Origin of the sequence: Protofrankia sp. CiT1, from assembly GCF_917627335.1 — a bacterium.
Taxonomy (GTDB): domain Bacteria; phylum Actinomycetota; class Actinomycetes; order Frankiales; family Frankiaceae; genus Protofrankia.
This window is the reverse complement of record NZ_CAKJTP010000024.1, coordinates 30,963-45,451: the sequence shown is the minus strand read 5'-3', so window position 1 is coordinate 45,451 and position 14,489 is coordinate 30,963. Positions and strand designations below refer to the sequence as shown.

Here is a 14,489-nt window from a genome sequence, read left to right as displayed (position 1 = left end):
GGCGAGTGGTCGTCAGTCCTTCAGGCGGGCGACCAAGGCCTCCTGTTCGGCCCACAACTCGGCGGGAAGCCCGTCCCCGAAGGTCCGGTAGTGTTCTGGAATCAGCTCCGCTTCCCGCTTCCAGACCTCGGTGTCAAGGGTGAGCAGCTCGGCGAGCTCCTCAGGCGCGACGTCGAGGCCTTCCGTGGGCAGTGCCTCGGCGGTGGGCTGGATGCCCAGCGGGCTCTCCACCCCATCGGCCTGGCCTTCGAGCCGGCCGACAACCCAGGCCAGGACCCGGCTGTTCTCGCCGTAGCCCGGCCACATGAACCGGCCCTGCGCGTTCTTGCGGAACCAGTTGACATAGTAGATCCGCGGCAGTTTCTCCGGATCGGCCTTGCGACCTATCGCCAGCCAGTGCGCGAAGTAGTCCGCCATGTTGTAGCCACAGAACGGCAGCATCGCGAACGGGTCGCGCCGCAGCTTGCCGATCTCTCCGGCCTGGGCCGCGGTCGTCTCGGACGCGACGATCGAGCCGAAGAACACCCCGCGCTGCCAGGTCGGTGCCTCGGTCACCAGCGGAACCGCGGTCGCTCGACGCCCTCCGAACAGGATGGCCGAGATGGGGACGCCCTTCGGGTCCTGCCACTCCGCCGCGATCGTCGGGCACTGGCTCGCGGGCACCGTGAAGCGGGCGTTGGGGTGGGCGGCCGGCTCGGTGGCCTCCGGCGTCCAGTCACGCCCCTTCCAGTCGATGAGGTGCGCGGGCTTGTCCCTGGTCAGCCCCTCCCACCAGACGTCCCCGTCGTCAGTGCGGGCGACGTTGGTGAAGACCGTGTTCCCCCACAGGGTCTCGATGGCGTTCGGGTTGGTCTCGATACCCGTACCCGGTGCCACGCCGAAGAAGCCGGCCTCCGGGTTCACCGCGTACAGCCGGCCGTCATCCCCAAAACGCATCCAGGCGATGTCGTCACCGACAGTCTCGGCCTGCCAGCCCGGCAACGTCGGAATGATCATTGCGAGATTGGTCTTGCCGCAGGCCGACGGGAAGGCCGCCGCGATGAAGTGCACCTGGTTTGTCGGCGACGTCAACTTGAGAATAAGCATGTGCTCGGCCAGCCAGCCCTCGTCGCGGGCCATTACCGAGGCGATCCGCAACGCATAGCACTTCTTGCCCAGCAGGGCATTCCCACCATAGCCGGATCCAAACGACCAGATCTCCCGGGTCTCCGGAAAGTGCGTGATGTACTTCGTCGGGTTGCACGGCCACGGGACATCGGCCTGGCCCGGCTCAAGGGGCGCGCCCAACGAGTGCACACACGGGACAAAGAACCCGTCCGTACCCAGCTGCTCGAGAGCGGGAGCGCCCATTCGTGTCATCATCCGCATTGACGCGACAACATACGGCGAGTCGGTGATTTCAACACCAAGAGCGGAAATTCGTGAGCCCAGCGGGCCCATGCAAAAGGGCACGACATACATCGTGCGCCCGCGCATACTGCCCGCAAAAAGACCACGCAGCTTTGCCCGCATCTCATCCGGGTCGATCCAGTTGTTGGTCGGTCCGGCGTCCGCGGGATCGCGCGAGCAGATGTAGGTACGGTCCTCAACCCGGGCAACGTCGGTGGGATCAGAAGCCGCGAAAAAACTACCTGGACGCTTCTCCTCGTCCAATGGCACAAAAGTGCCCTTGTCGACCAGCAATCGCGCGAGTTCCGCGTACTCCGCGTCAGAACCGTCACACCACTGGATGCGTTCCGGTCGGGCGAGTTCGGCGATCTCGCGTACCCAGGCAATCAGCCCGGCATGCCTAGTCGGGGCAGCGTCCAGCCCCGGAATCTGCGCCGCGGTCGTCACAGCTCCCACCTCCGCTTGAGTTGAGCCCACCACGGCCTCGCCGTGTCGCCATAGGTCCCTGCCATGGCAGGCCCACTCGTGCCCGGGATCGCGGAACGCATGCGTAGTGAACCCGCAACAACGTGCCGACACCCCACTGTGCACTACATAGCGAGTCCACCACGGCTTGGGCGATTCGAGGCCGGGTACAGGATCTTTTGACTCTACCGTGGGAGCTTCTGACAGTCGCGCGGTCGACGCGCCTCGCGGCGGGGCAGATCCGTCACGCTGCGAAACCGAATGCGGACGGCAACATTCACGGCGGGTAGCGCGGCGGGTAGTAAGGAGAGCTGACGCAAGATACGGTCACCACGTGACCACAACGGTACCCGGACATGACTTCGGCAAGCATCCCCATGACCTGGTACGACCACGGATGCGCGGCTGGCTGCACGCTGGCGCGTTCCCGGTCAGCGTGGCACTCGGTGTAATCGCGGTGGCCTTGGCCGGCACGTTCCGCGCGCGCCTGGCCGTCGGTATTTATGCGCTGAGCATCGCCCTTCTGTTCGGCACCAGCGCGCTTTACCATCGAAAAATGTGGGCAACGTCACGCGCCCGCTCGCTGATGAAGCGGCTCGATCATTCAATGATCTTTATTTTCATCGCCGGGACGTATACACCGCTGACCTTGCTGTCGTTGCCACCGAAGACCGCGCGGACCATACTCACGATCGTCTGGAGCGGCGCGGCGGTCGGGATCGGGCTGCGGATGCTCTGGCTGCACTCACCCCGTTTCCTGATGGTGCCGCTGTACATCGCCCTGGGCTGGGTGGCGGTCTTCGTCATACCTCAGCTGCTGCACACCGCGGGCGTGACAGCGCTGGTCCTGATCATTGTCGGTGGCGTCCTCTACAGCATCGGGGCGTTCGTCTACGCGGCCCAACGCCCAAACCCGGCCCCGGGGACGTTCGGCTACCACGAGGTTTTCCACGCCTTCACAATCGTCGCGGCGGCGTGCCACTACATTGCCGTCATCTTCGCCATTTACGCGACATGACCTGATGCCGGTGACCGGCGCCCGGCCGGCGCCGGTCACCGGAAAGACAAACTCCATAACCGGGGAAAACACCCGCACGCCAACGGACGACGCTCCCCCCGGCGGCGACCACTAAGAGCGACCGGCGCTGGGCGCCAGCCGGATTCTCACAGTTCAGGACCCTCGGCGCGAACCTGCTCGACCTTCTCCATAGCCTCCCGCAGACGGGTGAGCCATGGCTGGGCGTTTTCACCGACGAGACGGACGCACCACGCGAGCGCGTCGCTGCGGCTGCGCGCAACCCCCGAGTCGACCAACGTGTCAAGAACATGGCGTTCCGGTTGCCGAAGCCGGGTCATTACCGGAACGGACAGTGTCGTGAACAACTCGGTTGTGCCACCCGCTGTCACCCCCCACGCAACCTTGCGCAGATAACGCTGCTCCGCCTCCCGCGCGATCGCGATCCGGGCGTCCCGGGTCGCCTCGCGGAAACGCCGGATCCGGCCCGACTCCGCGGCGGCCACCGCGGCCTGGTCGTCAGACTCGACGTCGGGAGCGGGCACCGTGCCCACAACAATGATCTCATCCCGATCCACGGTCACCGTGACCGGGCGGTTGAACCACTCGTCGGGCAGTCGCCCGGTGAACCATGCCTGCGCGTCGTCCGCGGGTGGCGCCTGCTCACGCTCGCCCCAGCGACCGTGGCCGCGCCCGCGCGATCCCGCCATGCCGTGCCTCCTCGCCATCTGTTCTCGATGTTGGCTCCCGTGCATCACGCACCTCCTGGTTGATTACATACTTACAAGTGATACACGAGCAACTGGAAGCAGGCATCAGACATTCCTCGAAGACACTGGAAGGACCTTGACCCCCAGCTGCTCACGCACTGCCTCGGCCGTGGTCGCGGGCCGCTCACACACGAAGCCTCGGCACACATGGACCCCGGCGGCCCGACCGTGTGCCAACGGCCCGGAGGTCACCACGACCGCGCCCGGCGCGGTGGTGAGCCGGGCGAGTCCTTCCAGGTCCGGCCGGTCGACAACCGCCACCTCAGCCGGTCCGGCGAGAAACGCCGCACCAACCGCACCCGCCCATCCGGCGAAGGACGCGTTCCTGCCGAACATCGGCACCAGAGCCGCAAGTGCCCGCTCAGCCGCTTCACGATGGTCGCGGGAAGCCGTCAGCGCCGCGTAGGTCAGCAGTGCGCCCGTGATCGCCGCCTGGCCGGACGGTGCCGGCGAGTCCGCGGAGTCCCGCGGCCGGCGCAACAGCCGCTCGGCGTCGTCCGCGGTGTCGTGGAATCCACCGTCAGCCGCGACAAAGTGCGCGCATGCGACACCAAGCAGGTCACCGGCCGCCGCCAACCACCGGTCATCACCGGTGACCTGGTGCAGGACGAGCAGGCCCTCGGCAACATCCCCGTAGTCCTCCAGCACCCCGGCGTTGGTGCCGGCCCGGCCGTGCCGACTTGTCCGGCGCAACCGGCCCGCCACCCAGTGGACGTCGAGGAGCAGCGTTGCCGCCTCGACGGCCGCGGTCACCCAGCCCGGCTCCGCCAGCAGCACGCCGGCCTCGGCCAGCGCGGCGATCGCGAGGCCGTTCCACGCCGCGACGACCTTGTCGTCCCGAGCGGGCTGGGGCCGGCGCGCCCGCGCCGCCGCGAGCCGGGCCCGCACCCGGGTGAACCTGGCGGGATCATCGGCGTCCGCGGCGAGTGCCAGCACGGATGCGCCATGCTCGAAGGTTCCCGCGGCGGTGACACCGAAGACACCCGCGGCCCAGGCCCCGTCGTCCTGGCCGAGGACGTCGACAAGCTCGGCCGGCGTCCAGACGTAGGTGGCACCCTCAGCGGCATGCCCGCCAGCACCAGGCGCGGTGGCCACGGTCGTGTCCGCGTCCAGCGCGGAGGCGAACCCGCCTTCGGGGGTCCGCAGCTCGCCCAGCAGGAAGGCCGCGGTCTCACGGGTGACCCGCTCGGCCAGCGCGGATCCGGTCGCCCGCCACAGGTGCAGGTAAACCCGCAGCAGCTGGGCGTTGTCGTAGAGCATCTTCTCGAAGTGGGGGACGGTCCAGGTGGCATCCACGCTGTAACGGGCGAAGCCGCCGGCAAGCTGGTCGTAAATCCCACCACGAGCCATTCCCTCGCAGGTGGCCGTGATCATACGCAGGCTCGCGGCGTCCCCGGTGCGGGCCCAGTGCCGCAGCAACATCTCCAGCAGCGCGGACGGCGGGAACTTCGGTGCCGTTCCGAAACCACCGTTCACCGGGTCGAAGGCCCGCCCTGCCTGCTCGACCGCGGCATCGAGCAGCCGCGCGGTGAACGGGGCCGGCGGCCCGCCCGCGGCATCGGCTGCCGCGGCGACCTGACGCGCGATGCCCGCGCCGGAGGCGGTCACCTCGTCCCGGCGCGTCCGCCATGCGCTCGTCACCGCCTCGAGCACCTGCCGGAACGACCCCATCCCCGCCCGCGGCGCCGGCGGGAAGTAGGTACCAGCGTAGAACGGCTCACCTGCCGGTGTGAGGAAGACCGTCATCGGCCAGCCACCGTGGCCGGTGAGGGCGACGGTGACGTCCATGTAGACAGCGTCGACGTCAGGCCGTTCCTCGCGGTCAACTTTGATGTTGACGAAGTGCTCGTTCATGAATGCCGCGGTTGTCGCGTCCTCGAACGACTCGTGGGCCATCACGTGGCACCAATGGCACGACGCATAGCCCACGGACAACAGCACCGGGACGCCACGATCGGTGGCCTCGGTGAATGCGTCGGCGCCCCATGGCCACCAGTCGACCGGGTTGTCGGCGTGCTGGAGCAGGTAGGGTGAGGTCTGATCAACAAGGTGGTTCGGCATGTGCCCAGCATTCCCGTTGCCGGGGAAGCGTGGCCGCCTCCCGGACATTGAACTCCATGTGGTGTATGCCCACCGGATTCTGTTGCGCGACGTCCCCGGCCTGCCCTTCCGGTCGTCCTGCTGGCCCTGGGCCCGGGCGGAACCGTCGCAAACGTCACGGCGGGAGAGGGATCCCGGTCTGCCGCCATGGCCGCCGTCGTTCGCATGGCCGCCCTCGTTCCCATGGCCGGTCCCGCGCGCCGGCTGGGACCTGCTACGCCAGGCGTGGCATACCGCGCCACTGGCAATGATCTACATTGTTGTCCTGGCGGCCACCTCAGCGGCCCTCGCGGTCGCCCACACCCTCGATTTCGAGCTCTATCACCGCATCCTGGTCGCTCACTCCACCAACCTGACCGGGCTGCGGACCCGCCCGCTCTACGTCCTGCTGGCCAGCGCCTGCTGGCTTGACGGCGTCAGCTTCTTCCCGTCAGCCGCCGCGGTGGCCGCGGTTGTCGCGCCGCTGGAACGGATGATCGGCTCAAGGCCGGCACTCGGAGTATTCGCGACCGGCCACATCGGAGCGAGCCTGCTCGTCGCCGGTGGCCTCGTGGCCGGCCGGGCCATGCGGCTCGTCGACGACTCGGTCACCGATGCCGTCGACGTCGGCGCGAGCTACGGTCTGATCGCCTGTGGTGCGGTGCTCACCGCAGCCCTGCCGCCGGGCCGGCGCTGGCCGCTGGCTGGTGCTCTGACCGCCGGGCTCGCTCTCGACATGGCGCGCGAGCCCGACTTCACCGCCGCCGGTCATCTCCTCTCGGCCGCGCTCGGCCTGCTCTGCTCCCAGTACCTGCGGCGGCGGCATCCCCTGCGCCGGCCAGGTGCCTCGAACGGAATCGTCCCGGCCCAGGGCCGGCCGGCCACGGCTCCGCCTGCCGCACGATGGCGTCGAGTCGCGCCACCCACCGAGGGCATAGGATGAAGCTCCGCCTGCTGAATGATGGATAAGGTAGATAGATGGACGCCCCGGATTTTCGTGAGATCGACAAGAAGTGGCAAGATATATGGCACCGTGAGCGCACCTGGCAGGTGTCCAACAACCTCACGGAGTCCGGCGGGGCCGCCTACGTACTTGAGATGCTTCCCTACACGAGTGGCGAGCCGCATATTGGGCACCTCAAGAACTACGCCGTGGGTGACGCGGTCGCGCACTTCATGCGCCGCAATGGCCGGCGCGTGCTTCATCCCATGGGATACGACGCCTTCGGGCTGCCGGCCGAGAACCACGCGATTCGCACGGGAAAGCATCCCAAAGAATCCACCGACGAGTCAATAGCGTCATTTGCGCGGCAGTTCCGTGAATGGGGAATCTCCATCGACTGGTCGCGCGAGCTCGCCACACACCAGCCATCGTACTACCGGTGGACGCAGTGGATATTTCTGCGGCTGTTCGAGAAGGGCCTCGCATACCGCAAGAACGCCGCCGTCAAATGGTGTCCCAAGGACGCCACCGTCCTTGCCAACGAACAGGTCGTCGGCGGGCGCTGTGAGCGATGCGGCACCGAGGTTGAAGCACGCCAGCTCGAGCAGTGGTTCTTCAGGATCACTGATTACGCGGACCGGCTGCTCGCCGGCCTGCACGAGATCGAGTGGCCGGAACACGTGAAGACAATGCAGCGGAACTGGATCGGCCGGTCCGAGGGCGCCGAGGTGATATTCTCCTGTGTGGAGACGGGCGAACAGTACCACGTCTTCACGACTCGTCCGGACACCCTGTTCGGTGCTACTTTCTTCGTGCTGGCACCGGAACATCCAGACGTCCTTCGGCTCGCCGCCGGCACCCCACAGGAAGAATCCGTCCGCGAATACGTCAACCAGGCGCTGCGTAGCACAAACGACACGCGGGGGGCAGCCGACAAGCCGAAGACCGGCGTTTTCCTCGGCCGCCATGTGATCAATCCGGCGAACAACGAACATATCCCCGTCTACGTCGCCGACTACGTCCTCATGGAGTACGGGACCGGCGCTGTCATGGCCGTGCCGGCCCACGACGAACGCGACTACGCGTTCGCGCGTGCGTTCGGGCTCCCCATCACCCAGGTGATAACCCCCGACGACCCGGACGGCCCCGCCGCCGGGCAGCTTCCTTACACCGGGGCGGGCACGCTCCGCTCCTCAGGCGAGTTCGACGGCCTGACCAGCGCCGCGGCGGGCGCGGCCATAACCTCGTGGCTCGCGGCCGAAGGTGCCGGATGCCAAACGGTGAGTTACAAGCTTCGTGACTGGCTCGTATCACGGCAGCGATACTGGGGCTGCCCGATACCAATCGTCCACTGCCAGTCATGCGGACTGGTCCCGGTGCCCGACGAACAGCTACCGGTCCACCTGCCCGATATCGAGGACTACGCGCCCAAGGGACGTTCCCCGCTTGCCTCCGCGGACGACTGGGTCAACGTGACGTGCCCGGCCTGCGGTGGACACGCCCGCCGCGAGACCGACACAATGGACACTTTTGTCGACTCGTCCTGGTATTTTCTCCGTTACTGTGATCCAACCAACACCGAGCAGGCCTGGGATTTCAACGCGCTCGCCGAGTGGATGCCAGTCGACCAGTACATCGGCGGTATCGAACACGCGATCCTGCACCTGCTGTACGCGCGCTTCCTCACCAAGGTCCTGTACGACCTCGGCAAAGTCCCCGTTGCGGAACCGTTTGCGAAGCTCTTTACCCAGGGAATGATCACAAAAGACGGCGCCAAGATGTCCAAATCCCGCGGAAACGTCGTCTCACCCGTGCGGATCGTGAAGCATTACGGTGCGGATACCGCTCGATGCTACGTGCTCTTCATGGGGCCGCCCGATACAGGCGCCGACTGGTCCGACGAGGGAATCGAGGGCGTCTACCGCTTCCTGCGCCGGCTGCTGCGCCTCGGCCGGGAGCTTGCGGAGACAACTCAGGCGCCGGCCGCGGGCGACACCCACCAGATCGACACCGGGCTGAACCGGAAGGTCGCGGAGACAATCGTCCGCGTAACCGAGAGCATGACCCAGAAGTTCGCCTTCAACATTTCCATAGCGGCCGTCATGGAGCTGTCGAACTCAGTGAGCCGGGCACAACGGGACGGAGCGAGTCCGGCGGCTCTCCGGCACGCGGTCGCCACGGGGGCGTCGCTCCTCTTTCCCTTTGCCCCGCACATCTCCTCCGAGGTCTACGAGCTGCTCACTGGACGGCGTGTGTGGGAGGATTCCTGGCCGCTTGCGGATATGACCCTGCTGGCCTCTGAGACAAAGCTGATCGTGTGCCAGGTCAACGGCAAGGTGCGAGATCGCGTTGAAGTGCCGGCCGGCGCGGATGACGCGGTAGTCGAATCCGCCGCGAGGGCTTCCCAGGCCGTGCTGCACGCCCTTTCCGACAGCACGCTCCTCAAAACAGTCGTCGTCAGGGACAAACTCATCAATTTTGTTGTTCGCTGAGCGGGCCACCTGATCCCCGGCCCGGTCGGCCCGGCGGCAGACAGCCACGCTGACGATGTCCTGCCGTGCGGGCCGGGCGTGCGGCCGCACGGCGAGGCAGTGTGCGGCCTCACGGCGGCAGGCGGCGATAGCGTTCGCGCCTGGCCGCCAGTCTCGTTGCCGGGTGCTGTCCCCCGACGGTCCGCAGGAGCTCAACGGCGCCATCGGCAATATCGGTCATCCGGCCGCGGACGTCGACGGAGATCCGGGTTCCCAGGTCGGCACCACCAGGGGCATCCGGACCGGGAAGAATCAGGTCGACGATGCCGAGCCGGCGCAGGTCATCAGCGGTAATGAACATTTCGCGGGCCAGGCCGGCGGCGCGGTCGACGGTACGGTGCATAATCACGGACGCGCCCTCCGGCGGCAACGGAGCCAACCAGGCGTCCTCGGCCGCGACCGCAACGTCCGTCGGCAGCAGCGCCAGCGCGGCACCACCCGTCCCCTGGCCGAGTAGCACACTCACCGTCGGCACCGGTGCGCTCATCAGCGCCGCGAGGCAATGCGCGATTGTCGTGGCGAGCCCGTCACGTTCCGCCTCCGGCGAAAGCTCCGCCCCGGGCGTGTCGATGACGGTGACCACGGGCAAACGTAGATCCGCGGCGCGTTGCACCGCCTGTCGTGCCGCATGTAGATCACGCACCCCGATGGGCCGATGACGCTGGGCCGTCCGGTCCTGGCCGATGACGACACAGGGGGCCCCGCGCAGCAGGGCGAGCGCCGTGACAATCGGTGTGCCGGGCACGTCAGGTCCGTGGCCCAGCTCGGACGCGCCAAGAGAGGTGAGGTCGCTTGTCGAGGCAGCCAGGAACTCGCGCAGCCCGGGGCGATCGGGCGCCCGGGTCGCGAGCACCGACGCCCACGGATCCCTCGCGGCGGCCGCGGCGACGCGGGCCGGCGGTTTCCCTACGCCGCCGCGCACTGTCGCGGGGCCACGGTCGGCCGTCACAACGGTCAGCACCCGCCGTACAGCTTCCCGCAGATCAGCAGGAGCGACGAGAGCGTCGAGCGCACCGGCCCGGCGCAGTTCCCGCGGGCTCTGCGTCCCAGCCGCGAACGTCGTGCCAGTGAGCGCCTCAACCACCCGGGGGCCAAGGAAGCCGACCAACGCGCCGGGCTCGGCAAAGGTGACATGCCCGAGCGACGCCCAGGACGCGAGCACTCCTCCGGTGGTGGGGTGGCGCAGGTAGACCAGGTACGGCAGGCTGGCCGCCCGGTGCTCGGCGATAGCACCGCTGATCGTCAGCATCCGTAGAAAGGCGGGTGTGCCCTCCTGCATCCGGGTGCCGCCGCTCGCGGGCAGCGCGAGCAGTATCCGTTCCTCGGCGGTGGCCCGTTCGATCGCGGCGGTGGCCCGCTCTGCCGCGACAACGCCCACGCTGCCGCCGAGAAAGCCGTACTCGCTGGCCACGATGGCGACCCGGTGGCCAGCCACCCGGCCCGCGCCGGTGCGGATCGACTCGTCCGCGCCACTTCGTTCCGCGGCCCGCGACAGGTCCCGCCGGTAGGCGGCGCCGCTGGCAGGCCGCGCTGGGGCGGTGTCCCAACAGCTCCAGCTGCCCGCATCCAGTAACAGGTCGAGCAGTTCCGCAAGATTTGGGTGCTTCACTGTGCGCGCTGTCCCCCATCAGGTGTCAGCCCTACCGGACCGCGCCGCCCAGCCAGCGACGAGCCGCGGCGTGTTTCGGAAGCCGTCGTCCGATCAGGGAGCCGCGTCCAGGTGGTTCCCGGCAAGGCCGCGGGCCACACCGATACCGGATGCGTGGTACCGGTGTGGCTGAGAACACGGCCAGCGACCGCCTGGTCGCGGCGAGCCGGACAGACGGCGCTTGCGAAACACGCCCTAGTCGGGCTCGGCCGAGTTCTGAGTTGGAATATCGCTGCCGGAGCCATGGACGCCGGAAGGCCTGTCCTGATGCGTCCCGCGCTCACCGAAGCGTCCGTCGGCGACGTTGCCACGCAGCCGTACAAGGCTACGCGACATCATCACGAAGAGACCGACAGCCGCCAGGCCCAACAGCAGGACCACGAGAAAGCCGCCCGCGCCAGCGCTGACCCCGAGGGCAAGGGCCCGTCCCGCCTCTGTCACCCCTCGACCCTACGCCGGCCAGCCGGACAACGTGGTCAGGTGCCGGCTCGGCCTGGTATCGCCGGGCTCCGGCCGGATGCCTGGCACGATCGAGGAGACGCCCGGTGCCTGGCGGTCAGAGGTCGAACTCATTGGGGTCCAGTCCCACCGCGTAGCAGGCCTCCCGGACAACCTGTTGCTCGGACTTGTCGAAGTGACCGTCAGCGCCTCCGATGACGATGCCTATCTGGATCACCGCTCGTGCCTCGGCCGGCTTCTTCTTGGTCTTGCCGATGTCCTGGATCACGCTGACCTTGCCGAAGTCGAAGTCGGTCTGCAGCCTGACGCAGTAGTCGTTGAACTTCTGCTGCAGCTGCTCCGCCGGGAAGTTCTGCAGCACCTCGTTCGACCCGATGAGCGCGGCGACCTTACGGCGCTCGTCCGGGTCGATACTGCCGTCGGCGGCGGCGACCAGCGCGCACATGGCCATGCTCGCATCCCTGAAGGCACCGCTTTTGAGATCGTTCTTCTTGGCGTTCAGCTGCTGCTGCATGGACGTGGTAGTAGTGCGCAGACGATCCCAGATCGCCATGACATGATCCTCTCATCTTTGCCATATGAGCCGTGCGTTCGTATGTGCGGAGCTGGATGCCGCAATGAGAGAACATCCTGTCACCAGCAACGACCGATGGCCCGCGGCCGTGCCCCGGTCCCCGGGCCGTCTCGGGACGTCTCGGAACGTCTCGGAACGTCTCGGAACGGTTACAACGGCGGCCCGAGCGTTAGCCGGCACCGCCGCCCGATGCGGTCAGGCTGGTCAGGCTGGTCAGCGGATCCCGTTGAACAGGTCGCTCTCGGGCAACGTGCCCACTTCGATCAACGATCGGGCGAGCTGGTAATCCTCGGTCGGCCATACCTCGCGCTGGATCTCGAGCGGGATACGGAACCACGGCCCGTTCGGGTCCACCTGGGTCGCGTGGGCCAGCAGCGCGCGGTCGCGGGTCTCGAAGAAGTCCCCGCACGGCACCCTGGTGGTGATCCGACCGGAGTCACCCGCACGGTCTGCCCACTTCAGCAGGCTGTCGGCATAAGGCGATTCGCGCCCGCTGGCGACCATGGCGTCGTGCAGGGCAAGCAGGCGCGCCTTGTGGAACGTCTGGTGATAGTAAAGTTTGAAGGGCTGCCAAGGCGACAGACCGGCGTCATCGCCGACCTCCGGATAACGCCGCGAGTCGCCCGCGGCCTCGAACGCCTCAACCGTGATCTTGTGGTTCATGATGTGATCAGGATGAGGATAACCGCCATTCTCATCATAGGTGACCACAACCTGTGGCCGGAACTCCCGTATCAGTTTGATCAGCGGCCTGGCCGCGTCAGCCAGCGGCAGGAGCGCGAAGCATCCTGCCGGCAGCGGCGGCGGCGGGTCGCCCGTTGGCAGACCGGAGTCGTGGAAGCCCAGCCAGACCTGTTGGACTCCAAGAATGCGGCGCGCGTGCTCCATCTCGGCCCGCCGCAGCTCTGGCAGGCGCGCGTGGACCTCCGGTCGGTCAAGATCGGGATTCAGCACGGTGCCCGCCTCACCGCCCGTACAGGTCACCACGAGTACCTCGACGCCCTCATGAACGTAACGGGCCATGCTCGCCGCGCCCTTGCTGGACTCGTCGTCGGGGTGGGCGTGCACCGCCATGAGTCGCAGGCCATCCCCGCTGGTCGCCTCAGACATGCCACCATTGTCCCCGATGCCTCCAGCGACCTCGCCGACCGAGCCGCCGCACGCCCCCCAGCCGGGAGGGCCGCGCGCGCCTCGCTTCCCGTTGCGCTGGCTCGATATCCCGTGGCTTGGTGGCATGAGAGTGGCTCCCTGGTTTCTGCTGGCGGCGCTCCTCGTCGTGGTGCTCGCGGCGGTCGGCGCCGGGTGGGTCCAGGGCCGGCCGGATCGGCTCGACTACGCCACCCGTGCCTTCCGGATCAGTGGGACGCAGGCGCAGCTGACGTTCGATGTGGAAAAGTCACCCAACGCCGTGGCACAATGCACTGTCCGCGCACGCTCCCGGGATAACCAGATCGTCGGCCGGCGCACCGACATCGTCGTCGGTCCGGCTACAAACGGCCAGCGGGTCACGACCGTAAAGGTCACAGTGACCACATCCCAGGAGGCGAACGTGGTCGAGGTCGAGGACTGTCAGATCACCCGCGCCGGCTGACAACCGCATGGGAATGCTGACGCGCGATCAGGGCACAGCCGTGCCCTGATTCGTCGCGTACGGCAAGCAATGACGCTTGCCTACGCGGAGTTTCCCGACTGGGATCGCCAACTGTTAGGCTGGGCGTTTGCCCCCGCCTGTACTTCCAACCCTGACCCAACCATCCCCAGTTCTGACAAGCTCCATCTTCCTATCAATTTTTATCATCAAATAGACAATTCCGACCCAACGATGGACCGAACGAGATACAGCCGAACTCGTCATAATCCGGTCATATGCGTGCGGCCCATCGAGATACCGGCGACCGGCAGAGCAGAGATCATGGTTCTGGCTCGCGCGGCCGGCGGCCCCAGGCAACGTAAGGAGCGTGACGCGTGTCGCAGCAGACGTGGCTGACCCAGGAGGCGTACGACCGGCTCCGCGGGGAGCTCGACCACCTCACCGGGACCGGTCGTGTCGAGATCGCCAACAAGATCGAAGCTGCTCGCGAGGAGGGCGACCTCAAGGAGAACGGCGGCTACCACGCGGCCAAGGAAGAACAGGGCAAGATGGAGTCGCGCATCCGGCAGCTCACCGATCTGCTGCGTGACGCGCGAGTCGGTGAAGCTCCGCAGTTCAACGGCGCGGCAGGTCCGGGCACTGTAGTCGAGGTCCGCTTCCCCGGGGACGACGACACCGAGAAGTTCCTGATCGGATCCCGCGAGGATCACAGCACATCACTTGAGGTGTACTCGGCGCAGTCACCGCTCGGTGGAGCGGTTGCCGGCCACAAGGCAGGTGACACCGTGACCTACACCTTGCCCAACGGCCGCCCGGCCCGGGTCGCGATCGTCTCGGTGGCGCCTTACCACCGCTGATCTCCACGTATCTCCGCTGGTCCGCTCCGGGCTTCCGGCCGTGCGACCGTGTCCTTGGCGGCCTGGGTGTCTCTGCCATCGTGTCTCGCCCGCCGCCCAACGCCATGATCGCACGGCCCGGGACGCAGCCAGCCCCGCCCGCCATCCGGACCAGCCCACCGCCGGCTT

The 14,489-nt window shown here is 67.3% G+C and carries 12 protein-coding genes; 5 read left to right on the top strand and 7 right to left on the bottom strand.

Features of this window, described 5'->3' with window-relative positions; genetic code table 11:
* Positions 1 to 12 precede the first annotated feature (12 nt).
* Complete coding sequence (locus tag MJ785_RS06715; protein WP_239309272.1) at positions 13 to 1,836, bottom strand: phosphoenolpyruvate carboxykinase (GTP); 1,824 nt, start codon at positions 1,834 to 1,836, stop codon at positions 13 to 15.
* A gap of 415 nt (positions 1,837 to 2,251) precedes the next feature.
* Here MJ785_RS06715 and MJ785_RS06710 point away from each other — a divergent pair, with 415 nt between their 5' ends.
* Positions 2,252 to 2,872, top strand: coding sequence for a hemolysin III family protein (locus MJ785_RS06710; protein WP_370651465.1), 621 nt, complete (start codon positions 2,252 to 2,254; stop codon positions 2,870 to 2,872).
* 146 nt (positions 2,873 to 3,018) lie between these two features.
* Here MJ785_RS06710 and MJ785_RS06705 read toward each other — a convergent pair whose 3' ends face one another.
* Positions 3,019 to 3,579, bottom strand: a complete 561-nt coding sequence (locus MJ785_RS06705; protein ID WP_239309268.1) for a hypothetical protein — start codon at positions 3,577 to 3,579, stop codon at positions 3,019 to 3,021.
* A gap of 105 nt (positions 3,580 to 3,684) precedes the next feature.
* The gene (locus tag MJ785_RS06700) at positions 3,685 to 5,700 is read right to left on the bottom strand and encodes a thioredoxin domain-containing protein (protein ID WP_239309266.1); all 2,016 of its coding nucleotides are present in this window, start codon (positions 5,698 to 5,700) and stop codon (positions 3,685 to 3,687) included.
* Between MJ785_RS06700 and MJ785_RS06695 the strand changes: the two genes are divergently transcribed.
* Positions 5,699 to 6,661: a rhomboid-like protein gene (locus MJ785_RS06695; protein ID WP_239309264.1), complete on the top strand. Its 963-nt coding sequence runs from the start codon at positions 5,699 to 5,701 to the stop codon at positions 6,659 to 6,661. The two genes, MJ785_RS06700 and MJ785_RS06695, sit on opposite strands and share 2 nt — an antisense overlap.
* A gap of 35 nt (positions 6,662 to 6,696) precedes the next feature.
* Positions 6,697 to 9,153: a leucine--tRNA ligase gene (gene leuS / locus MJ785_RS06690; RefSeq protein ID WP_239345712.1), complete on the top strand. Its 2,457-nt coding sequence runs from the start codon at positions 6,697 to 6,699 to the stop codon at positions 9,151 to 9,153.
* Positions 9,154 to 9,262: 109 nt separating this feature from the next.
* Here the strand turns inward: leuS and MJ785_RS06685 are convergent, their stop codons facing one another.
* From MJ785_RS06685 to mca, 4 genes are all read right to left on the bottom strand, one after another.
* Positions 9,263 to 10,801 (bottom strand): carboxyl transferase domain-containing protein, encoded by a 1,539-nt coding sequence (locus MJ785_RS06685; protein ID WP_239380200.1) that lies wholly within the window; start codon positions 10,799 to 10,801, stop codon positions 9,263 to 9,265.
* A 234-nt stretch (positions 10,802 to 11,035) separates the two neighbouring features.
* Complete coding sequence (locus tag MJ785_RS06680) at positions 11,036 to 11,281, bottom strand: hypothetical protein (RefSeq protein ID WP_239372347.1); 246 nt, start codon at positions 11,279 to 11,281, stop codon at positions 11,036 to 11,038.
* Between the two features lie 115 nt (positions 11,282 to 11,396).
* Positions 11,397 to 11,852 carry a tellurite resistance TerB family protein gene (locus tag MJ785_RS06675; RefSeq protein WP_239309256.1) on the bottom strand — a complete coding sequence of 152 codons (456 nt, stop codon included), beginning with the start codon at positions 11,850 to 11,852 and terminating at the stop codon, positions 11,397 to 11,399.
* A gap of 234 nt (positions 11,853 to 12,086) precedes the next feature.
* Positions 12,087 to 12,983 carry a mycothiol conjugate amidase Mca gene (gene mca / locus MJ785_RS06670; protein ID WP_239309254.1) on the bottom strand — a complete coding sequence of 299 codons (897 nt, stop codon included), beginning with the start codon at positions 12,981 to 12,983 and terminating at the stop codon, positions 12,087 to 12,089.
* 124 nt (positions 12,984 to 13,107) lie between these two features.
* Here mca and MJ785_RS06665 point away from each other — a divergent pair, with 124 nt between their 5' ends.
* Positions 13,108 to 13,464 carry a DUF4307 domain-containing protein gene (locus MJ785_RS06665; protein WP_239309252.1) on the top strand — a complete coding sequence of 119 codons (357 nt, stop codon included), beginning with the start codon at positions 13,108 to 13,110 and terminating at the stop codon, positions 13,462 to 13,464.
* Between the two features lie 374 nt (positions 13,465 to 13,838).
* Positions 13,839 to 14,321, top strand: a complete 483-nt coding sequence (greA, locus tag MJ785_RS06660) for a transcription elongation factor GreA (protein WP_239309250.1) — start codon at positions 13,839 to 13,841, stop codon at positions 14,319 to 14,321.
* The last annotated feature ends 168 nt before the right edge of the window (positions 14,322 to 14,489 follow it).